The organism is Marinobacter sp. M1C, assembly GCF_023314135.1.
Taxonomy (GTDB): Bacteria; Pseudomonadota; Gammaproteobacteria; order Pseudomonadales; family Oleiphilaceae; genus Marinobacter.
On the sequence record NZ_CP092289.1, the window covers coordinates 757,208 to 778,756 of the forward strand.

Below are 21,549 nucleotides of genomic sequence, written 5' to 3' on the forward strand. Positions count from 1 at the left end.
CCTGTTAAGCGGATTTAGGAGCGAATAAGTGAGTGCAAATCCTCGGTCTGCAGTCATTCCCGGCGGGCGTGCCATCACTGAATACACACTTGATGCGTTACAGCGCAGTGTTTTGTTTTGCGATGTGTTGCGCCAACGCAGTCAAGACTATTACCGACACAAAGCGATGACGATACCGCACGTGCTGGGGTTTGATCTTGAAATAATTCTGGATGCGCGAAACTTCGAACGCCCCGTCAATTTCTGGCTTGCCCGCATTGAGCCTCCTGCTGGAGTGGTGATTGATCCGTTCAAGCGGCCGTTCGTGGTGTTTGATCCCCGCGCAGGCCAGGGGCCCGGTATCGGCGGATTCAAAGCTGATAGCGAGCTGGGTGTAGCCATGCAGGCCGGCCATACCTGTTATTTCGTAGGCTTCACGCCAGACCCGCTACCGCACCAGACCATCGACGACGTTATGCGCGCCCATGGGCATTTTCTGGAGACGGTTATTGCCCGTCACGCCGAAGCAGAGGGTAAACCCTGCATTATTGGTAACTGCCAGGCGGGCTGGGCGGTGATGATGCTGGCGGCTGTGCAGCCAGAGTTGTTTGGGCCGATTATTATCGCCGGAACGCCGCTGTCGTTCTGGGCTGGCTTGAAAGGGCAAAACCCGTCCCGCTACTCCGGCGGAATGGTGGGCGGCAGTTGGCTGACCGCACTCATCAGTGACATTGGCGGGGGGAAATTCGATGGCGGCCATCTGGTCAGTGGTTTTGATAATCTTGATCCTGCCAACAGTCTTTGGAACAAGTATTATTACCTCTGGAACAATATCGACACCGAGGCGCCAAGGTTCCTCGAATTCGAAAAATGGTGGGGCGGCCATGCTGATTTATCCGCTGAGGAAATGCAGTGGATTGTTGATGAGCTGTTTATCGGTAACCGGATGGCAACCGCAAAGCTGGTCAGTGGCGATGGCACCCGGATTGACCTGCGCAATATCCGTTCGCCGATTCTGTGCTTCTGCTCTGAAGGCGACAACATCACCCCGCCACCCCAGGCGCTGGGTTGGATTTGCGACTTATACAGCTCGGATGAAGAGATTTTTGCTGCGGACCAGACTATCGTTTACGCGATTCACGAAAGCGTTGGTCACCTTGGCATCTTTGTTTCCGGCAGCGTTGCCCGTAAACAGCATCAGGAGTTTTCCTCGAATATCGACTTGATCGACATTCTGCCTCCCGGGCTCTATGAAGCGGTTATGACGCCAAAAACTGACGACACGGTCAACCCGCAATGGGTTGAGGGCGATTGGCTAGTACGCTTCGAACCGCGCTCTCTGGCAGACGTGGCGGCGGTTGTTCAGCCAAACCTTTATGATGAGCGACGTTTCGCAACGGTCAAGCGGATTTCGGATATAAATCTTGGGCTCTACCGCACACTGCTGCAACCCTTGGTGCGCGCCCAGGTCAAAGCAGTCGCTGCGGTGACCGCTCAAGCCAATGCAGATGTGACGGAGTGGTTGCATAGATTAACGCCGGCCGAGCTCCCTTACTATCTGTTTTCTGAACGTAATCCGCTAATGGCACCGCTTGCCAGCCTGGCCGGGCGGGTGAAAAAGGCGCGCAAGCCGGTCTCTGACGATAACTGGCTGCTCAAGCAGCAGGAAAACTATTCCCGTTCCGTGGTTGCGGCGCTGGACGGCTTTCGCGACTTTCGTGATGGCGCCATTGAAAGCTGTTTTATGGCGTTCTACGGTTCCCCTGTCACCCAGGCGATGGCAGGCCTGAGAACCGCAGACGGCGCGCCTCGCCCACAACCGGGGCAGAGCCCGGAAGGCATCGTCCGTATTGAACAGCGCCTGGCCGAAAACTCCGCGCGCATTGGCAAAGGCGGAGTGCACGAAGCCACATTTCGCAGCCTTTTATATATTGCAATGGGTGGGGATGGAATCGATGGGCGATCCTTTAACGCCCTGCATGAGATGCGTGCTGAATACAGCAAACCTTACCGGCCAATCCATTTAAAACAAACCGTGCGCGAGGAGTTTTTTGCTTTGAAGCTCGATCAACAGGCGGCGCTCGATGCTATTCCGGCGATGCTGTCCGTTGAACCCCAGTTCGCAAGCAAGGCGCTGAGCGTGATATGCCGGGTTGTATCCGCCACCGGCAAGCTGAGTGCCGAGGAGAACAGGCGGCTTGCGGTGGTTGAGGGGCTGTTTGCGGATTGAATAAAACAGGGGATAGAGAACAGGACGGGGACAAATTTGAAATCTGTCCCCAACACCACATTCACTATGCCACTACAGCCTAGCTGCCGCCTATGTTGACGGTAACCCCAAGTCGACGCAGCAAGCCTGCACGAACCCGAGCACAGTCGCAGCGTCAAAATGCGTAGCGGGTAGGCCTGGGAGGTAGTCGATCTCTTCGAATCGCCGGCTGTCGATACTGCTTTTCAGGCGCAATGCCATCCACTGGTCGGTAAACATCCGAGTGTTTACCCGAGAGGTTTGACGCAACTGCACGTCCTCGTGCCGTGGGTCGGCGGCAATGATCGCAAAGCGCTCCTGCACACGAAACGGCTCGCCTTCGAGTACCTGCACGAAATAGCCGTCCAGGAACAGTAGCGCACCGGTCAGGTTATATTCGCTATTGCGGTTGTGGGCAACACGAATGATGTCGTAGACGCCGCGCGCGTCAACCGTTGGCTGCGCACGGCTGATGTAGAGCAGGCGATCAAACATGGTTCAGGGCTCCTCTGCAGCAGTCAGTGATAGCTTTCGAATGACCTCCACGATCTCGGCAGCCGTGCACGGGCGGCCAACTAGGTATCCCTGCACTTCGGTGCAACCTAGCTGTTGCACTATTTGCAGTTGTTGCGGCGTTTCGATGCCTTCCACCGTCGTGCTCATGCCCAAGCTGTGGCTTAGCTCGACCACGGCGCGAATGATGGCCTGTGTGACTGAACTCGTATCAACATCGCGCACGAACGAACGATCGATTTTGATGCGGTCGAAAGGAAAGTCGCGCAGGTAGCTCACCGACGAGTAGCCGGTGCCGAAATCGTCTAGGGCCACCTGAACGCCAAGACTGTGTACCTCGCGCAGCGTCGACAGCGCCTGTTGCGCGTCGGCTAGAATAACACTTTCAGTGATTTCGAGCTCCAGCCGGCTGGCTGGTAGACCGCTAAGCTGAAGTGCCCCGAGCACGTCGCGCAGTAGGCTGCCGTGTCGGAATTGCACCGCTGATACGTTGATGGCAACGCGGACCGATGCCGGCCACATCATCGCGTCGCGGCACGCTTGCTCAAGCACCCAGCGGCCGATAGGTATGATCAGTCGCGTGTCTTCGGCCAGACCGATAAAATCGAGCGGACTCACAACGCCTAGCTGCGGGTGGCGCCAACGCAGCAGTGCCTCGACGCCACAGACAACATGGCTCGCGGCGTTGACCTGCGGCTGATAGGCCAGCTCGAACTCTCCACGTTCCAGCGCCAGGCGCAGATCTGCCTCAAGATTGCGGCGCGGGCGCATGTCGGCGTCCATCTTTGGCTCGAAGAAGCGCAGGGTACCGCGACCGTCGCTTTTGGCGCGGTACATCGCCAGATCCGCGCTTCGCAGCAGGCTCATGGCGTCGGCCCCATCGAAGGGCGCGACGGCCACGCCCACGCTCGTGCTGATGTGCACCGGCTGGCCGTCGAGATCGAACACTGACGACAGTGAATCGATGATCCTCCCCGCCAGCACGGTCGCACTGGTGGGCTGCTGCGCGCCCGCCTGGACGATGGCGAACTCGTCACCGGCCAAGCACACAACCAAATCGCTGCTGCGCGCACACGCCCGCAGCCGGGCAGCGACCTGTCGAAGCAGCTCGTCGCCTACCGCGTGCCCAAAGCTGTCGTTGACCGGCTTGAAACGATCCAGGTTCAGGCACAGCAACGCCAGCTCACCGCCGCGTGCGACGTGCATGAACGCCCGGTCGAGCTCTTCGTGCAGTACGGCTCGATTGGGAAGTTGGGTGAGTAGGTCATGGCGTGCCAGAAAGGCGATTCGCAGATGCGCATCGCGCAATTCGGTCACATCCTCACAGAGGGCTATGCAGCTGCCATCAGCGCGGCGCGAGACCACGACTTCCACCACGCGACCGTCGTCTAGCGTCCATTCACGCTTGCGCGTACCTTCACTGCCGGGCTCCAACCTCGGCTGTGAGCGGCTGTGCTCGGTTTCGCAGCCGAGGGTGTGTTCCATGATCTCGGCGAGCGTCGTACCCGGCCGGACGGCGTACTCAGGGAGTGACCAAATCTCGCGATAGCGCGCGTTGGCCAGTAGCAAGCGGTCTTGTCCGTCGAAGGCGCACAAACCCTGCGGCAGACGCCCGAAGGCATCGCGCAGCAGCGCGTTCTCTGCCTTCAGCCGCTCGAGATCCGAGGGGGCAGGTAACTCTAAACGGTCTTTTTTCATCGAGAGTTGCCAGGGATGGCGTCGGCGGCCGGGCATTAAAGCGTCGGCAGAGTGGGGCGTTGACAGTTAGCAAGATCAGCCCTCGTAATATAAGGACTTTTTGTCTGGTGCTTGTCAATACATGAAGCAATATTAGGTACATAATTAAAATCTGTCCCTAAGGACAGGGAGCAAAATAGGGGACGGATTTCAAATCCGTCCCCACGGATAGGGACAATAAGCTGGCGGGGACAGATTTAAAATCTGTTCCCGCCAGTGTCCGGTGAGTCCGCCGAACTCAGCTCTAGTTCATTGATTTTGCGGGTTAGAGTGTTGCGGCCCCAGCCCAGTAATAAGGAGGCGTCACGGCGGCGGCCTGCGGTGTGGTGCAGGGCTGCGTTGATCATGATTTTTTCAAACTCCGGCAGCGCGCCGGTCAACAGATCACTGCGGCCGCGCTTGAACTCCTGTTCCGCCCAAAGGCCAAGGGCTTCCTGCCAGGTTTTACCGGTGGCGCTGCTGGCAGCTTGTTGGCGCAGCTCTGGCGGCAGGTCGTCCACGTGAACTTCGCGGCCGCTGGCCATTACCGTTAACCAACGGCAGGTGTTTTCCAGCTGGCGCACATTGCCGGGCCAGGGCAGGGTAGACAAGTAAGCCTCGGCGTCTGGGCGCAGCAGCTTGGCGTCCACATTCAGCTCTTTTGCCGCACGTTTGAGAAAATAGCTCAGCAGTTGCGGTATGTCTTCGCGGCGCTCGGTCAGCCGCGGCAAGTGTATGCGTATCACGTTCAGGCGGTGGAACAGGTCTTCCCGAAAGCTGCCGGCCTGTACCAGGGTTTCCAGGTTTTGATGAGTGGCGGCAATAATGCGCACATCCACCTTGACCGATGTGGTGCCACCCACTCGGTAGAATTCACCGTCTGCCAATACTCGCAGCAGGCGGGTCTGGCTGTCTGCGGGCATGTCACCAATTTCGTCCAGAAACAGGGTGCCGCCGTCGGCTTGTTCGAAGCGCCCCTGGCGCGTAGATGCAGCGCCGGTGAACGCGCCTTTCTCGTGGCCGAACAGTTCTGACTCCACCAGGTCTTTTGGAATCGCGGCCATATTCAGCGCGATAAACGGCTGTCCGGTGCGGGGGCTGTGGTTGTGCAGGGCCTGTGCCACCAGCTCTTTGCCTGTGCCGCTTTCGCCGTTAATCAGCACGGTAATGTTAGAGTGCGACAGTCGGCCTATGGCGCGAAACACCTCTTGCATGGCCGGTGCTTCGCCAATAATTTCGGCGCCGTCAGCGGCCTTTTCATGAACGCTGTCGGTTTTTGCGCGACGTTCGCGGCTGTGGCCGGCGGCGCGCCGAACCAGAGCCACGGCGTCGTCCAGATCAAACGGTTTTGGCAGGTAATCAAACGCGCCTGTCTGGTAGCTGCTCACTGCGCTTTCCAGGTCAGAATGGGCGGTCATGATAATCACCGGCAGGCCGGGGTGGCTCTCGGTAATGCGCGCCAACAGGCTCAGGCCGTCTATGCCCGGCATGCGAATGTCGCTGATGATGACGTCCGGCTGCTCGTGCTCGAGCTGGCGCATGATGTTGTCACCGTTGTCGAAGCTGCGGGTGCGCAGTCCGGCCTGGGTCAGCGCTCGGTCCAGTACCCAGCGGATGCTGCGATCGTCATCAATAATCCAGGCCACTGTAGACGTACTCATGTGCACTCCTCGAGGGGCAGATAAATAACAAAGTTGGTGTGTCCGGGTTCGCTGTTGCATTCCACCAGTCCATGGTGGCGGCCAATAATGCTCTGGGTAATGGCCAGCCCCAAGCCATTACCGCTGGCGCGCCCGCTGATCATCGGGTAAAAAATATTCTGTTGCAGTTGTGGGCTGATGCCCGGGCCGTTGTCGATAACGTCTACCCTGCATACCAAACGGTGACGAACCGGGCCTATGGTGAACTGGCGCAGGGCACGGGTGCGGAAGGTTATAGTGGCCGGTTCGCTGGTGTTGCTCGAAGAGTTGCCATTGCTTTGAGGGCTGTTAAGGCTATCAGAGTTGCCAGGGCCGTCAGGGCTCTCTAGGCAAGCTTCCATCGCGTTGCGGGCAATGTTCAAAAATGCCTGAATCAGCTGTTCGCGGTCAGCGCAGAACTCCGGCAGGCTGGGGTCGTAATCCCGCTTGAACGTCAGTTTGCCGTGGCTTTCGGCTTCTAACAGCGCACGCACCCGTTCCAGAACCTCGTGGATATTGGTACGGATAAGCCTGGGTGCTTTGTTGGGCCCCAGCATACGGTCAACCAGGCTACGCAGCCTATCGGCTTCGTCGATGATCACCTGGGTGTATTCGCGCAGTTCGGCGCTCTGCAACTCGCGATCCAGCAGTTGCGCCGCGCCGCGTATACCGCCCAGGGGATTTTTGATTTCGTGCGCCATGCCGCGTACCAGCACCCGATTGGTTTCCTGCTGCGACAGAATGTCTTCTTCACGATTAATGCGCAGCAGCTGGTCGCGGCGCCAGATTTCCAGCAGCAAATCACCCTCTGAGTTAATCGGCGTTACTGTGTAATCCACGATCATGCGCGCACCGTTCAACAACATGTACTCGGCTTCATGCTGGCTGAAAGACCGCCCGTGGTCGGCTGCTGCTTTCAGCCGACGTTCGGTATCGCCGGCAACCAGCACAATGGAGCTGAAGGCCATTCCATGGCTGCGGGTTGCGCTCACTGCCAGCAGATTTTCGGCGGCTGGGTTCATATAGTGAATAAGTAGATTGCGGTCCATCACCAACAGCGCGGTGCTCAGGCTGTCAACAATGTGCGGGTAACCGGTCACCGGATTTGAAGCGTTAGCCATAACAAGCGGGTTCGCTGTATTTGAGTGGGTCTGGCTTTGGCAGACGGCCTGGGTCTAAAAAAAGCAAGAACCGGGCCAGGCTAAGAGCCATCAGCGTTAATTACACCCGAGGGAACGCTCAGTTTAGGCGGGAAGGGCGGTGAATGGTGAAGGTAATGCCAGTGCCCGAACCAACCTGAACACCACTGCGGTTGACGATGTTGACTCCGGCTTGATGGGTACCACGGGCAATTTGCTGCACCAAAATGGCGCCTGACGTGCTTTGGCCCACGGGCTGGCCGTCCAGGGTTACTTCGTACTTGTGCCCGTCGCGCAGTTGCGGGCTGCTGATTACGCTGAATTCTACGTCGCCATTGCCGCTGTGGAACGCCTCGTTATTTCGCGGATAAACAATCCTCACCAGCTCATAAAGAGGGCTTGGCGGCTGTTCCTGCTGCGGTTGCTCAAGCTGTTCCAAATCCTGCATTTTCGGCAGCGTAATGGTGGTTGCCGGCCTTACCTGTATGGCTTCGGCACCCGAAGAGGGCTGGTCAGAAAAGGTCACATTGCCTTGGGCGTCTACCTGGCGATACACCTCGGCCTGCGCCACTCCGTTGATCAGCAACAGGGTCGCAGCAGCAATCACAATAGCCGGTTTCATACGCTTTCCTCGGGACTGTATATGAGCTTGATTATCAGCGCCCGGGCGCTTTATTTCAACGCCGCTCGATTGCCATACAGACATAAAAAATGGGAGACATAAAAAAACCGGAGAGGCTGATGGGCAGCCGCTCCGGTTTCAATGAGCCATTGCCTAGGCTCTGGGTTAGCCCGGGCAATGGCGATGCGTCACTTGTTTAGCAAGAATAGTAGAGTTCGAATTCAACCGGGTGAGTGGTCATGTTCATACGCTCTACGTCAGCACGCTTTAGATCAATATAAGCGCGAATCATGTCTTCGGTGAACACACCGCCACGGGTCAAAAACTCGTGATCAGCTTCCAGGCACTGCAGTGCTTCTTGCAGGGTCTCGGCCACTTTTGGGATGTTCAACGCTTCTTCTTTTGGCAGATCGTAAAGATCTTTGTCCATGGCGTCGCCAGGATGAATCTTATTCTGGATGCCGTCCAGGCCAGCCATCATCAGCGCTGAAAATGCCAAGTAAGGGTTAGCAGCCGGGTCTGGGAAACGCACTTCAACACGGCGGGCCTTCGGGCTGTTCACGTAGGGAATCCGGATAGAAGCCGAGCGGTTGCGAGCAGAATAGGCCAGCATCACCGGAGCTTCATAATGCGGCACCAAACGCTTATAGCTGTTGGTGGCAGGATTGGTGAACGCATTAATCGCTTTGGCGTGCTTGATGATGCCGCCAACATAATACAATGCCATCTCACTCAGGCCCGCATAGCTGTCGCCGGCAAACAGGTTCTTGCCATCTTTGCTCAACGACATGTGTACGTGCATGCCTGAACCGTTATCACCCACAACGGGCTTGGGCATAAAGGTCGCGGTTTTGCCGTAGGCATGAGCCACGTTGTGCACGCAGTATTTCAGAATCTGCACTTCATCGGCTTTTCGGGTCAAGGTAGCTGCGCCCACGCCAATTTCGCACTGACCAGCGGTGCCCACTTCGTGGTGATGCACTTCAATGACCAGGCCCATAGACGCCATAGCACCGCACATTGCGCCGCGCAGATCGTGCAGGCTGTCTACCGGAGGCACCGGGAAGTAGCCGCCTTTTACCCGCGGGCGGTGGCCGGTATTGTTGCGACCAAAATCCTCGCCTGAAGACCATGCGGCCTCTTCGGAGTGAATTTCGTACATGGAGCCCTGCATATCGGTCTTCCATTTGACCGAATCAAACACAAAGAATTCGGGCTCAGGGCCAAACAAAGCGCTGTCGGCAATGCCGGTAGACTTCAAGTATTCCTCGGTCCGGCGTGCTACTGAACGAGGGTCGCGCTCGTAGCCTTGCATGGTGGTGGGTTCCACAATGTCGCAGCTGATGTTAACGGTGGATTCTTCGGTGAAGGGATCAACCACTGCGCTGCTGTCATCCGGCATCAGAATCATGTCGGATTCGTTAATGCCTTTCCAGCCAGCAATTGAAGAGCCATCGAACATTTTGCCGTCGATGAAAAAGTCTTCAGACGCTTCGGTGGCCGGCATGGTGACGTGGTGTTCTTTGCCATGAGTATCGGTAAAGCGTAGGTCGATCCACTTCGCATCGTGCTGAGTGATCAAATCAATGGTTTTGGACATCTGCATGCTCCGTTGGGGGGGTGAAAGCCAATCTGTTTCAGGATGTTTGTTTCAGGATTTGCAAAGCTTAGCAAATGTCTGTGTGAGTTACCTGCCTTTTGAGCCGCCGCAAGTCGCCTTGTCACGGGCTCTGATTCGGCCTTTGCACAATGCCAAGCAAACAGCTTGCCAGTTTTAATGTGGCCAAGCCTATGGGCCTGAACTCTACAGAATGGCGGGCTAGCGCGCAGGGTGTAAGCGCTGCCTAAGGTCTGTGAACAGTCACCCTCGCACCACATTTGTGCGGCTTTCGCTTTTTCGCCCAATACTGGTGCGTAAATTGTTTAAGAAATAAACATTCACGCGCATATTATCGAAACCGACTTTTCGCTATAATGCGCGACCCTCATTGCTCTGGCGATTACCTTGTGCCGGAGTCTGGCCACGCCCAGTGCCAGCGAATGGGTTCATTTTATAGATTTGAGACGGTCCAGGTGAGGCCCAGCCTTCTTAACGCCCTCTCAGGTCATTGTAAGCACGCCGCAGGACTAAAGTTGTGATTGAGAAGCTTCGTAATATCGCCATTATTGCCCACGTTGACCATGGTAAAACCACGCTGGTCGACAAACTGCTGCGCCTCTCTGGCACCCTGGACCGTAAAGAGCTCGAAAGCGAGCGCGTTATGGATTCCAACGATCAGGAAAAAGAGCGTGGCATCACCATTCTGGCCAAAAACACCGCGCTGAAATGGAACGGCTACGACATCAACATCGTAGACACTCCGGGGCACGCCGATTTTGGCGGCGAAGTGGAACGTGTAATGAGCATGGTGGATTGTGTGCTGCTGGTGGTTGATTCCATCGACGGCCCTATGCCACAAACTCGCTTTGTAACCCAGAAAGCTTTTGCTGCGGGTTTGCGTCCGATTGTTATCGTTAACAAAATTGATCGCCCGGGCGCCCGCCCGGACTGGGTTGTAGAGCAGGTATTTGACCTGTTTGACAGCCTTGGCGCTACCGACGAGCAGCTGGACTTCCCGATTGTTTATGCCAGTGCGCTGAACGGCATTTCCGGCTTGGAGCACGAGCATCTGGTCGACAACATGGACCCGGTATTTCAGGCCATCGTTGACCACGTGCCAGCGCCTAATGTTGACCGTGAAGGCCCCTTCCAGATGCAGATCTCGCAGCTGGACTACAGCAGCTTTCTGGGCGTTATTGGTATTGGTCGTATTGCCCGCGGCAAGATAAAAACCAACACACAGGTGATTGCCATCGGCGCCGACGGTAAAAAGCGCCAGGGCCGTATTTTGAAAATCATGGGCCACTCCGGCCTGCATCGGGTTGAAGTAGACGAAGCCCAGGCCGGCGATATTATTTGTATCAGCGGTTTGGACCAGATTCACATCTCCGACACTCTGTGCGACATCAATAATGTAGAGGCTTTGCCGCCGCTGACGGTTGACGAGCCCACCGTATCCATGACGTTCCAGGTCAACGATTCGCCCTTCTGCGGTAGAGAAGGCAAGTTCGTGACCAGCCGTAACATCAAAGACCGCCTTGAAAAAGAGCTGCTGCACAACGTAGCCCTGCGGGTTGAAGACGGCGACACCATGGACAAGTTCAAGGTGTCTGGCCGTGGCGAGCTGCACCTGTCGGTGTTGATTGAAAACATGCGTCGTGAAAACTTCGAGCTGGCCGTAGGCCGCCCGGAAGTGGTCATCAAGGTAGTGGATGGCGTAAAGCAAGAGCCCTATGAAAATGTCATCGTCGACATTGAAGAGCAGCACCAGGGCCCGTTGATGGAGCAGTTTGGATTGCGCAGGGGCGAGCTCACCAACATGGTTCCCGATGGTAAAGGCCGCATGCGCCTGGAGTACACCATTCCGGCCCGTGGCTTGATTGGCTTCCGGAACTCGTTCCTGACCATGACATCGGGTACTGGTATTCTGACCTCGACCTTCAGCCATTACGGCCCGATCAAGGCCGGTGATGTCACCAGTCGCCAGAACGGCGTATTGGTTTCCATGGCCACAGGTACAGCGCTGACTTACTCGCTGGAAACCCTGCAAAGCCGTGGCAAGCTTTTCCTTGACCCGGGTCAGGCCATTTACGAAGGCCAGTTGTGTGGTATTCACAGCCGCGACAACGATCTGGTGATCAACCCGACCAAGGGCAAGAAGCTGGATAACATGCGCGCGTCTGGCAAAGACGAAGTGATTCCTTTGGTTCCGCCCATCAAGCATACCTTGGAGCAGGCGCTGGAGTTTATTGACGACGACGAGCTGGTGGAAGTGACGCCCAAGTCGATCCGTTTGCGCAAGAAGCACCTGACCGAAAACGATCGTAAGCGCGCCGGCAAGAAGTAACGCTGGCAGCGTAGAAAAAAACCGGCCGCTGGAAACAGCGGCCGGTTTTTTTTGGCGTGCTGTATATCAATCGTGTCCCCGCTGCGCGGTAACTTCGCTACACTAACGTCATCATTCCTATGACTGTGGAGCTGCTATGCGCACCTTGTTCCCCGATATAAAGCCCTACGCCACACACCGGCTCGCGGTTGAAGAGCCCCATCAACTTTACGTTGAAGAAAGTGGTAACCCTGATGGCATACCGGTGCTGTTTATACACGGCGGCCCCGGTGCAGGTTGCGAGGATTATCACCGGCGTTTTTTTGATGCCGAACGGTTCCGTATTATTTTGATGGACCAACGGGGCGCAGGGCGCTCAACGCCGCTGGCGGAGCTTGCCAACAACAGTACCGACCGTTTGATAGCGGATATAGAAACCCTGCGTGAGTTTTTGGGTATTGATCGGTGGCTGCTGTTCGGTGGCAGCTGGGGCTCCACCTTAAGCCTGGTGTACGCGCAGGCCCATCCGCAGCGGGTAACGGGCATGGTGTTGCGCGGCATTTTTCTGTGCCGGCCCGAGGATATTCACTGGTTCTACCAGAGCGGCGCCAGCCGGGTGTTCCCTGACTACTGGGAAGATTACCTGGCGCAGATTCCAGAACACGAGCGTGGCGAGATGGTGCCGGCCTACTACAAGCGCCTGACCAGTCGCAATGAACTGGAGCAGATTCAGGCGGCAAAGGCCTGGTCTATTTGGGAGGGGCGCTGCGCCACTTTGCACCCCAATCCAGGCGTGGTCGAACATTTTGGCCACCCCCACGTGGCGATCGCCTTGGCACGTATCGAATGCCACTACTTTATGAATCAGTCGTTTCTTGAACCTGACCAAATCGTGCGCGATGCCCACAAGCTGGCAAACATTCCTGCGGTAATCGTGCATGGCCGCTACGATATGGTGTGCCCACTGGACAACGCCCTGGCTCTTAGCCGCGCCTGGCCGCAAGCGGATTTGCAAATTATTCGCGATGCAGGCCATAGCGCGTCAGAGCCCGCCATTGTGGACGCCCTGATACGTGCGGTGGAAAACCTGGCTTCAAAAGCCGAACGGGCGAGCTGACAAAAAATTCGACAAAAAAGAGGACAAAGTCAGATGCTGATCGTAGTGGGGTTGCCATACTGAGCCAGCATGGATAAACTCTTACCGGTTCGTAATAAACGGTCGACTCCCACCCACGGGGATTTCGAATGAAAGCACTGCTCCAGCGAGTGACACACGCTAAGGTCACCGTCAACGGCAATACCATCGCGAGTATTGGTCGTGGTGTTCTGTTATTGCTGGGAATCGAGCAGTCCGACACGCCGCAGCAGGCAAAAGACCTGTGCCGACGAACTATTAATTACCGTATTTTCCCTGATCAGCAAGGCCGCATGAATCTGAGTCTGAAAAGTCTCGGCGGCGGTCTGCTGGTCGTTCCCCAATTTACGTTAGCCGCCGACACCAGCAATGGCGCGCGCGCCAGCTTCTCCAAAGCAGCTGCACCAGACGGCGCCCGTAAGCTTTACACCCAATTTGTGGAGGAAGCTTTCAGCGCCTTGGGCGAAGACAAAGTGGGACAAGGTAAATTTGGCGTGGATATGCAGGTGGGGCTTATAAACGATGGCCCTGTCACATTTTTACTGCAGTCGAAGGCTGTATGAATAGCCGAAAAATTGTGAAGATAGATTTTTTGATTATTAAATATGCAAAGAAATCGCCAAAAAGCCAATAAATAGACATTAAGAATTTGCAAAAGTTCCGTCGGTGTATTAAAAAGGGCATGTAATGCGAAGCATGAAAAACGCTCGCTAACTCATTGAGAGTCAAGCTAGACAATAAGAAATAAGTAGAGAGTTACAGCGTCAGTCAGTGTGTGTCACGAAAGTGACACAGAGTTTATGGATGATTTAGTTCGCTCAAGCTGGCAAGCGGTATCGAAAATCGGGATTCATCTCGACGTTAAAACCTGAACAAAACCCCAAAAGGAAGACGTAAAATGAAAAAGACACTTATCGCATCGGCTATCGCCGCTATCTCCTTCTCTGGCGCTGTTGCTGCTCAAGCTACTTTGAACGCTTCTGAAATGGCAGAAAAAATGGATGCCATGCCGCAGGTATACGGCAACATTCAGCTCGTTACTACTTACGACGATGTTAAAGACGGCGCCAACTCAACTGATTTCGCTGATAATGGTTCCACTATTGGTGTGAAGCACGATCACCTGATCGCTCCTGGTATCACCGGTTTCTTCAAAGCCGAGCTGGAATTCAATGCTGACGACAAAGCCGGCAACAAAGGCCTTGATTCGTTTGACGAAGCTTACATCGGCGTGAAAGGCGATAGTTTTGGCCAAGTCTGGATTGGTTCGGACGACTCCACCTTTGAGCGCGCTGTTGAAGAAATTTCCAACTTCTGGGAAGTTGCTACTCTGAGCTTGTCTGGCAGCTATGACACCGGTGAAGGCGATCTAGTTCAGTACATGACCCCCTCATTTGGTGGAATGACTTTGGGTGCAGCGGTTCAGATAAACGGCAATGACAAGGCTGGCGGTAAATCTTACCCGTACCAGTTGTCTGCGGTGTACGCTGTTGACGCTTTGGAGCTGGCCATCGCTATGGATTCAAACGATGGCGCTAGCGCCTATTCGAAGAGATTCGATCCAGCAGTTGCTAGCACCCAATCCGTCAACAACGAAAACACCTACGGTCTGCGTGCCAGCTACACCCTGGACAACCTGCGTCTGACTGGCCAGTTCCAGACCCGCAAGAACGTTCGCGATTCTTATGGTTTGATGGGCGTTTACACCCTGGGCCAAAATCAGTTCGCGCTGTCTTATGAAGTTCGCGAAAAGGATGGCACGGCTAAGACTGGTAATAACACCACAGACACCATTGCAATTCAGGCGCTGCGTAACCTGTCTGACAACCTATATGTGTACGCTGAAGGCTACTTAGGTGGTGGCGATGACGTTTACGACACGGGCCGAGTAGATGGTACTACTGGCAGCAAGATCTTCTCCGACGAGCGCACAGTTGCAGCCGTTGGCGCAACCTACTACTTCTAATTCAGCTAAGTTAATTAGCTAATTCGGTAGTAATAAAAACCGGTGATCTTCGGATCACCGGTTTTTTTATGACTGAAATCTGTACAGCAGGAGCATTTATGGCTGTTGAATTGGAAATCAAGCTGACCTTGTGTCCGCAACAGATCCCGCAAGCTGTGGCTTGGCTGCTGCAACAGCCGCAAGCCAGCGATGGCGGGCACAAACGCCTGGTGAATACTTACTACGACACCCCCAGCAACGAACTGAACGGTCAACGCATCGCCCTGCGCCTGCGTGAAGTAGGTGGCCGCATCATACAAACCCTGAAAACCCAGGGCGAATTTGTCAACGGCGCCCACAAACGCAATGAATGGGAATGGGAGATCCCCGGCCCTAATCTGCAGCTGGGCTTGCTGGCAGACACGCCGCTGGCGGGTAACGTGAATCTGGCAAGGCTAGCACCGGTGTTCGAAACCAACTTCGAGCGTCAGGTGATTATGCTGGAGGACGACATCGCCGTTATCGAAGTGGCAGTGGATACCGGCGAAATTATTGCCAACGGTCAAAGTCGCGCGCTCTGCGAAATCGAATTTGAACTAAAATCCGGCAACCCAGACAGCCTGTTGATCTGGGCGCAGAAGCTGGCGCAACAATGCCCCGTGTTTTTGAATCTGGTGAGCAAAGCCGAACAGGGTTATTTTCTGGCGGATGAATCAATGGCTACTGCACGTGCTATTGAGAGTGCCATTGAGAGTGATGGGAAGAATTCTGAAGAGAATGCGGTGGCTTCTGAAGAGTCCGGGCGTTCTGGTGAGGCAACAGCCTATTTGAACAGGCTGCTTCAGTGTTTGAGTCAGAGTTGGTTAAAGCAGCAATCCGTAAGCATGAAACGTTTGAATCTTGATGCCCTGGTGCAGTTGGCGGCGCGCAGCGACATGGCTCAGCCCTGGTCAGAGCTTGCGGAACAACTGCAAAACGGTACTAAGGTCAGCGATCTGTTACAACAGCCATTACTGGGTCAGCTCCAGTTGGCAATGCTGCGGCAAGTGGCGGACGAGCAGGGCGTTTGAGGCATCAAGCATTACTTACGGGCTAAGTATGGCCGTGGCTATGGTGAAGTAAATCATTACTCCGCTAACGTCCGCGATGGTGGTTATCAGCGGAATGCTGGCGGCGGCGGGGTCTATTCCCAGGCGGTTCAGCAGCAGCGGTAGCAGAATGCCAATCAGGCCCCCGGCCAATACAACGGCCACCATGGTAATCGCAACGATGGTGGCAATGGCCAGTTCAGTGCGGAATATACCCACCGTCCATACGGTTATGGCCATGGTCAGCCCCAGGGCCGAGGCTACAAGCAGTTCTTTCTTGAACAGTTTCAGCCAGTCGCGGTTAACCACATCGCCGGTGGCAATGCCGCGCACCACCAGTGTGGCCGACTGCGCACCGGCGTTACCGGCGCTGGCCACCAACAACGGCATGAAAAATAACAGCGCCAGGTGCGCGCCAATAAGTTCTTCAAAATGAGCAAGACCGGCGCCGGTAAAAATATTGGCAAACACCAGAATCACCAACCACTGAATGCGCGAGCGGTACAGGGAAAACGGCGATGCCGCATTAATGCCGCTGTCCAGATTGCTCACCGAGCCGCCTTTGTGGATATCTTCGGTGGCTTCTTCTTCAATGACGTCCATGGCGTCGTCGTAAGTAATAATGCCTAGTAACCGGTTTTCGGCGTTTAGCACCGGCAGCGCCAGCAGGTCGTATTTTGTGATCAGTCGCGCCACTTCGTCTTGCGAGGTGTCGGTGTATGCAAACACCAGCCCATTGGCAATTAGCGAATTAATAATGGTATCTTGCGGCGCAATAATCAGCCGGCGCAGCGATACAACGCCAATTAAGGTGTGGTGTTCGTCTACCACATAGGTCTGGTAAATGGTTTCTTTGTCGGTGGCGGTGGCGCGCAGAATATCGATGGCGCGGCCCGCGCTGATGCCAGATTCGAACGCGGCGTAGTCGGTGTTCATCAAGGCGCCGGCGGTGCCCTCTTCGAACGCCAGAAGGCTGGTCAGGTCTTCCCGGTCTTGGTGGCCCAAGAGTTTAATCAGCAGTTGTTGGCGCGATTCATCCAGCAGGTTAAAAAAGTCGGCGCGCTCATCCGAAGGCATTTTGGTAGCCAGCTCAGCCAGTTCAGCCAGCGGCGTGGCCTGGGTCAGAGTTACCTGATCGTCGGAGTTAATATAACCCAACACCTTGGCCCGCAGCTCCATCGGCAGCTTCTGAAACAGGCCGTTGCCGGCGCTGTTTTTGATATTTTGCTCAACAAACTCGGCAAGGTCGGCTGCGTTGAATCGCTGGGCAGCGTCAACCACCGGCTGGTGCTGGCCGGTGCCCAAAGCGTCAATCAGAAGCTGGAAGGACAAAGGTGTCATGGCTCAGGAACCGGTGCTGCTGTTTGGGGCTGTGTCACTGTGGTTGCCATTGTCACTGTTCTGACTGTTTCGCCACTTTTCGAGAAACTTCCGGTAGCGTTCCAGGGCTTCTTTGACTACGTCCAGCCCTGGGGTGTCATTGGAGCGTACCAGCACAATCAGGCCTTTGCCTTTTATCGGTTCTTTGATGGGTGGCTGGCAAATCACCTCGCCATCGTCGTCTATGTAGGCCAGGGCGGTGCCTATGCCGTGGCGAATCAATGCGCTGACAATGTCGGCCCAATTCAGGTCTTCCAATAGCAAATCGTAGCGGTGGGGGTGGTCATGTTCATAGTTGAACATGTCTTCCAGTACTTTTTCTGATCCGGGTGCCACCACCGCGCGCACCATAATTTCCGGGTAGGTGCGTACTGGCCGAATCACTGCGCGAATGCCCAGCGCTTTCAATCGGCTGCGATTTGCATCGGTCACACACTCGGCGGTGGTCTGGTAGCCCAGGTTGAGCTCACTCAAACGATGGGCAATGTCGAAGATTATGCTGTCGGAACTGGCGTCGGTTTCATCGGTTGCCAGTATCACAATGTGCCGGGCGCTGCCGGCGTGAACCGCCTGCAAGGCAGACGGGTCAGACCCGGTGCCGTGAAAGTGCACCAGCCCCATGTCCGTCAATTCGGGTGGTAAACCGTTTGGAAACTGGCGGGTGAGCAGCATAATAGGAACAGTTTCATACCCGGGGTTAGAGCGTATTTGCGACGCAAAGCGCAAGAAATACTGCTCGCCGCCGTGCTGGGGTGTGTTGATGATAACGATGTGCTCTTTCATTTTGTAAACCCAAAGTCCGCGTAGAATACGTTCCCGGCGATAAAACCGGTATTCGATGAAGTCGCTGATAATCAGCGTGAGCACCGTAATGGCGCCTACAAACAGCACTATAATAGTGCTTAAGCGGCCAATCAGGGTTTGCGGCGCGTAATCGCCGTAGCCTACGGTCGACACGGTGGTCATGGTAATCCATATCGATTCGAACAAGGTCAGGTCTTCCACTGTCCAAATCACCAACACCTGGAAGATTAGCAGCCCAATCAACATCGCAAAAAGTGTTTTCATGCGCTTGCGGATCAACCCGCCCATAGGCAAATGCGATTGAGAGTGTTCGGCGTTCAGTGGGCGACGATTGCGTAGCATCCGGGCGCTGGTGTCCTGTGGGTCTGATTCGTTATACAGTACCTTTAATAAGGTGCTAAACCAAAAATATAACAGAGAAACAGAGGTTTGCTTTATGTCTCAGCCTTGGAGCGCACTGCCGCAGGTTTTGGCCGACGACGTTGCCGGGCGCTGGCCTGGTATTTTCGCGGACGGCGTGCCTGCCTGGCTCATAGAATCTGGCGCTATTACCACCGAGTTACTCGCAGCGGCCATTGGCAGTAGTCCTTTTTTAGGCCAAACCCTGGAGCGGCAACTCGATGCGGTGCGCGAACTGCTGGCCTCGCGCTGCCTCAGCAAACCCACCACCGTCGCCTATCTGCAACAGCGCTGGCTGGAATATCTGGCGCACATCAGTGACGAGCCGGGCTTGCATCAGGCTTTGCGATGCTTCCGCCGGGAAATCCAGTTTCGCATCATTTGGCGCGATCTTTTGCGCCAGGCCGACCTGGCCGAAACCATGGCCGCCACCAGCGGTTTCGCCGATATCTGCATCGATGGCGCACTTAGCTGGCTTTATAACAGCGCTTGCGAACAGTTCGGCACACCTTGGGGTATCAGCCCGGTCAACGGCGAAGACGCACCGCAAAAAATGGTGGTGCTGGGTATGGGCAAACTGGGCGGGCGCGAACTGAACGTGTCTTCTGATATTGACTTGATATTTGCTTTTCCTAGCAAGGGTGAAACCCGCGGCGGGCGGCGGGCCTTAGACAACCAGCAGTTTTTTGTGCGCCTTGGCCAGCGGTTGATTCAGGCGTTAGACCAGATAACCGCTGATGGTTTTGTTTTCCGTGTAGACATGCGCTTGCGGCCCTACGGCCAGAGTGGCGCCCTGGCCCTGAGCTTTGCCGCGCTGGAAACCTATTATCAAGACCAGGGTCGCGACTGGGAACGCTATGCCATGGTTAAGGCTCGGGTAGTCGCCGGTGACCAAGAAGCCGGTGTGGTGCTGATGGAAAGCTTGCGGCCGTTTGTGTATCGCCGCTATGTGGATTTCGGTGCTTTTGAATCCTTGCGCAGTATGAAAGCTATGATTGGCCGCGAAGTGCGCCGCAAAGGCCTGGAAAACAACATCAAGCTGGGCAGCGGTGGCATCCGCGAAATCGAGTTTGTGGTACAGGCGTTCCAGCTGATTCGTGGTGGCCGGGACCGGGAACTGCAGCAGCGCGAATTACTGCGGGTGCTGAACGAATTTCTGGAGCTGGAACTGCTGCCACCGCAGGTGATTAGCGAGCTGCGCGCGGCCTACGTCTTTCTGCGCAATCTGGAACACGCACTACAGGGCATGGAAGACCAGCAAACCCAGCTATTACCGGACACCGATCTGGCCCGCGCCCGAGTGGCGCATATTATGGGTTACAACAGCTGGCCGCTGTGCCAGCAGCAGCTGGATGAACACCGGGCGCAAGTGGCTACGCACTTCAGCAATATTATTACCAGTGATGACGACGACAGCCCGCAGAACAACCTTGATGAGGGCTGGCAAGAGCTGTGGTTTTGCGAAATGGACGAACCAACCGCGTTGGCCTGGCTGGTTGAAAAGGGTTTTGAAGCGCCTGAAGAAACCCTGACCGCATTAACCAACCTGCGCACCAGCCGCACCATAAAATCGCTGCAGACCCAGGGCCGAAAACGCCTGCATCAGTTTATGCCCATGCTGCTGGCCACCCTGACCGAAGTCGAAAACCCATCCCATACCTTCGGCCGGGTGCAGCCTTTAATAGAAGCCATATTGCGCCGTACCGCTTACATGGTGCTGTTACTGGAAAACCCGGGGGCCTGTTCCCAACTGGTGTCCCTGTGCAGTGAAAGCCCGTGGATAGCGCGCGAACTGGCCGACACGCCGCTGCTGCTGGATGAGCTTTTAAACGCCGAAAGCCTGTATTACCCACCTGCCAAAGCCGAATTACAGGACGACTTGCACCAGCAGATGCTGCGCATTTCCTATGACGATCTGGAAGACCAGATGGAGTCTTTGCGGCATTTCCGCAAAGCCCACACCTTGCGGGTGGCTGCCGCTGAAATGAAAGGTACCTTGGCGCTGATGAACGTCAGTGATTATTTGACCTGGATTGCCGAGGTGGTACTGGAACACGTGGTGGATGTCGCTTTTGCCAATCTGGTCAGCCGCCACGGCTATCCGCGGCGAGCCGATGGTTCGGTATGCGATTCGGATTTTGCGGTGATTGGGTACGGCAAGCTAGGCGGTATTGAGCTGGGCTACAGTTCCGATCTAGATTTGGTGTTTGTTCACAGCGCCGACCCCCAGCAAAGTACCGATGGCGAAAAGTCCATCGACAACGCGGTGTTCTACACCCGACTGGGCCAGCGCATTGTGCATATTCTGAGCACCCAGACACCCTCCGGCCAGCTTTACGATGTAGACATGCGGTTGCGTCCGTCTGGCAGCTCAGGCCTGTTGGTAACCACTTTGCAGGCCTTTGAAAAATATCAGCACACTGACGCCTGGACCTGGGAACATCAGGCTCTGGCTCGCGCCCGCGGCATAGCCGGGTGCCCGCGCACTCTGGAGGGCTTTGAACAGATCCGCAAGAGTACCCTGTGCCAGCACCGCGACCGTCTGGCGCTGCGCAGCGAAGTAGTGGCCATGCGTGAAAAAATGCGCACCAGCCTGGCTACTCCTGCCAGCCGCCGAGCCGAGATATTCCACGCCAAACAGGATCCGGGTGGCATTGTGGATATCGAGTTTCTGGTGCAATACCTGATGCTGGCCTGGAGTGAGGAATACCCCACATTAACCCGCTGGCCAGACAACATTCGCCAAATGGAAGAGTTGGGTCAGGCCGGCGTATTGCCCACAATCGACGTTAAAACACTGCGCGCGGCCTACATTGCGCTGCGCTCCGCCATTCATCGCCGCACCCTGCAAGATATGAACAGCCATTTGTCGGGCGATGCGTTCATTGCAGAGCGGGATTTTATCCGTTCCATCTGGCAACGAGTCATGATTGAATAACGGCTAAAACTTTTCTCGGTGATCCTGATAGAATACCG

At 55.6% G+C, this 21,549-nt stretch carries 15 protein-coding genes; 7 read left to right on the forward strand and 8 right to left on the reverse strand.

Annotated elements, in window-relative coordinates:
* Nucleotides 1-28: 28 nt before the first annotated feature.
* Complete coding sequence (locus MIH19_RS03680) at nt 29-2,209, forward strand: DUF3141 domain-containing protein (RefSeq protein WP_249007595.1); 2,181 nt, start codon at nt 29-31, stop codon at nt 2,207-2,209.
* A 90-nt stretch (nt 2,210-2,299) separates the two neighbouring features.
* Here MIH19_RS03680 and MIH19_RS03685 read toward each other — a convergent pair whose 3' ends face one another.
* The 6 genes from MIH19_RS03685 to glnA all read right to left on the reverse strand — a co-directional run bounded on the left by MIH19_RS03685 (nt 2,300) and on the right by glnA (nt 9,496).
* Nucleotides 2,300-2,722, reverse strand: a complete 423-nt coding sequence (locus MIH19_RS03685) for a BLUF domain-containing protein (protein ID WP_249007596.1) — start codon at nt 2,720-2,722, stop codon at nt 2,300-2,302.
* A gap of 3 nt (nt 2,723-2,725) precedes the next feature.
* Nucleotides 2,726-4,438, reverse strand: coding sequence for an EAL domain-containing protein (locus MIH19_RS03690; RefSeq protein WP_249007597.1), 1,713 nt, complete (start codon nt 4,436-4,438; stop codon nt 2,726-2,728).
* Between the two features lie 236 nt (nt 4,439-4,674).
* Nucleotides 4,675-6,117: a nitrogen regulation protein NR(I) gene (gene ntrC, locus MIH19_RS03695; RefSeq protein WP_249007598.1), complete on the reverse strand. Its 1,443-nt coding sequence runs from the start codon at nt 6,115-6,117 to the stop codon at nt 4,675-4,677.
* Entirely contained in the window at nt 6,114-7,256 is a 1,143-nt protein-coding gene (glnL, locus tag MIH19_RS03700) for a nitrogen regulation protein NR(II) (RefSeq protein WP_249007599.1), read from the reverse strand. The genes ntrC and glnL overlap by 4 nt, the downstream gene beginning before the upstream one ends.
* A 118-nt stretch (nt 7,257-7,374) precedes the next feature.
* Nucleotides 7,375-7,896, reverse strand: coding sequence for a DUF4124 domain-containing protein (locus MIH19_RS03705; protein WP_249007600.1), 522 nt, complete (start codon nt 7,894-7,896; stop codon nt 7,375-7,377).
* Between the two features lie 196 nt (nt 7,897-8,092).
* The gene (glnA, locus tag MIH19_RS03710; protein ID WP_249007601.1) at nt 8,093-9,496 is read right to left on the reverse strand and encodes a glutamate--ammonia ligase; all 1,404 of its coding nucleotides are present in this window, start codon (nt 9,494-9,496) and stop codon (nt 8,093-8,095) included.
* Nucleotides 9,497-10,031: 535 nt separating this feature from the next.
* On the opposite strand from glnA, the gene typA reads away from it, so the two are divergent.
* The 5 genes from typA (at nt 10,032) to MIH19_RS03735 (ending at nt 15,972) form a co-directional block, all read left to right on the forward strand.
* Nucleotides 10,032-11,843, forward strand: a complete 1,812-nt coding sequence (gene typA, locus MIH19_RS03715) for a translational GTPase TypA (protein WP_249007602.1) — start codon at nt 10,032-10,034, stop codon at nt 11,841-11,843.
* Nucleotides 11,844-11,979: 136 nt separating this feature from the next.
* On the forward strand, nt 11,980-12,939 hold the full coding sequence (pip, locus tag MIH19_RS03720; RefSeq protein ID WP_249007603.1) for a prolyl aminopeptidase: 960 nt from the start codon (nt 11,980-11,982) through the stop codon (nt 12,937-12,939).
* A gap of 128 nt (nt 12,940-13,067) precedes the next feature.
* Entirely contained in the window at nt 13,068-13,520 is a 453-nt protein-coding gene (gene dtd, locus MIH19_RS03725) for a D-aminoacyl-tRNA deacylase (protein ID WP_249007604.1), read from the forward strand.
* Nucleotides 13,521-13,855: 335 nt separating this feature from the next.
* Nucleotides 13,856-14,923, forward strand: coding sequence for a porin (locus tag MIH19_RS03730; RefSeq protein WP_249007605.1), 1,068 nt, complete (start codon nt 13,856-13,858; stop codon nt 14,921-14,923).
* 98 nt (nt 14,924-15,021) lie between these two features.
* Entirely contained in the window at nt 15,022-15,972 is a 951-nt protein-coding gene (locus MIH19_RS03735) for a CYTH domain-containing protein (RefSeq protein ID WP_249007606.1), read from the forward strand.
* A 15-nt stretch (nt 15,973-15,987) separates the two neighbouring features.
* Here the strand turns inward: MIH19_RS03735 and mgtE are convergent, their stop codons facing one another.
* Nucleotides 15,988-17,331, reverse strand: a complete 1,344-nt coding sequence (mgtE, locus tag MIH19_RS03740; RefSeq protein WP_249007607.1) for a magnesium transporter — start codon at nt 17,329-17,331, stop codon at nt 15,988-15,990.
* A 3-nt stretch (nt 17,332-17,334) separates the two neighbouring features.
* Complete coding sequence (locus MIH19_RS03745) at nt 17,335-18,516, reverse strand: potassium channel family protein (RefSeq protein WP_249007608.1); 1,182 nt, start codon at nt 18,514-18,516, stop codon at nt 17,335-17,337.
* 94 nt (nt 18,517-18,610) lie between these two features.
* Between MIH19_RS03745 and glnE the strand changes: the two genes are divergently transcribed.
* Nucleotides 18,611-21,511: a bifunctional [glutamate--ammonia ligase]-adenylyl-L-tyrosine phosphorylase/[glutamate--ammonia-ligase] adenylyltransferase gene (gene glnE, locus MIH19_RS03750; RefSeq protein WP_249007609.1), complete on the forward strand. Its 2,901-nt coding sequence runs from the start codon at nt 18,611-18,613 to the stop codon at nt 21,509-21,511.
* Nucleotides 21,512-21,549 lie beyond the last annotated feature (38 nt).

Coding starts and splice junctions, on each gene's coding strand:
- MIH19_RS03685 (WP_249007596.1), bottom strand. CDS start 2,722: ATGTTTGATCGCCTGCTCTACATCAGCCGTGCGCAGCCAACGGTTGAC.
- MIH19_RS03690 (WP_249007597.1), bottom strand. CDS start 4,438: ATGAAAAAAGACCGTTTAGAGTTACCTGCCCCCTCGGATCTCGAGCGG.
- ntrC (WP_249007598.1), bottom strand. CDS start 6,117: ATGAGTACGTCTACAGTGGCCTGGATTATTGATGACGATCGCAGCATC.
- glnL (WP_249007599.1), bottom strand. CDS start 7,256: ATGGCTAACGCTTCAAATCCGGTGACCGGTTACCCGCACATTGTTGAC.
- MIH19_RS03705 (WP_249007600.1), bottom strand. CDS start 7,896: ATGAAACCGGCTATTGTGATTGCTGCTGCGACCCTGTTGCTGATCAAC.
- glnA (WP_249007601.1), bottom strand. CDS start 9,496: ATGTCCAAAACCATTGATTTGATCACTCAGCACGATGCGAAGTGGATC.
- pip (WP_249007603.1), top strand. CDS start 11,980: ATGCGCACCTTGTTCCCCGATATAAAGCCCTACGCCACACACCGGCTC.
- dtd (WP_249007604.1), top strand. CDS start 13,068: ATGAAAGCACTGCTCCAGCGAGTGACACACGCTAAGGTCACCGTCAAC.
- MIH19_RS03730 (WP_249007605.1), top strand. CDS start 13,856: ATGAAAAAGACACTTATCGCATCGGCTATCGCCGCTATCTCCTTCTCT.
- MIH19_RS03735 (WP_249007606.1), top strand. CDS start 15,022: ATGGCTGTTGAATTGGAAATCAAGCTGACCTTGTGTCCGCAACAGATC.
- mgtE (WP_249007607.1), bottom strand. CDS start 17,331: ATGACACCTTTGTCCTTCCAGCTTCTGATTGACGCTTTGGGCACCGGC.
- MIH19_RS03745 (WP_249007608.1), bottom strand. CDS start 18,516: ATGCTACGCAATCGTCGCCCACTGAACGCCGAACACTCTCAATCGCAT.
- glnE (WP_249007609.1), top strand. CDS start 18,611: ATGTCTCAGCCTTGGAGCGCACTGCCGCAGGTTTTGGCCGACGACGTT.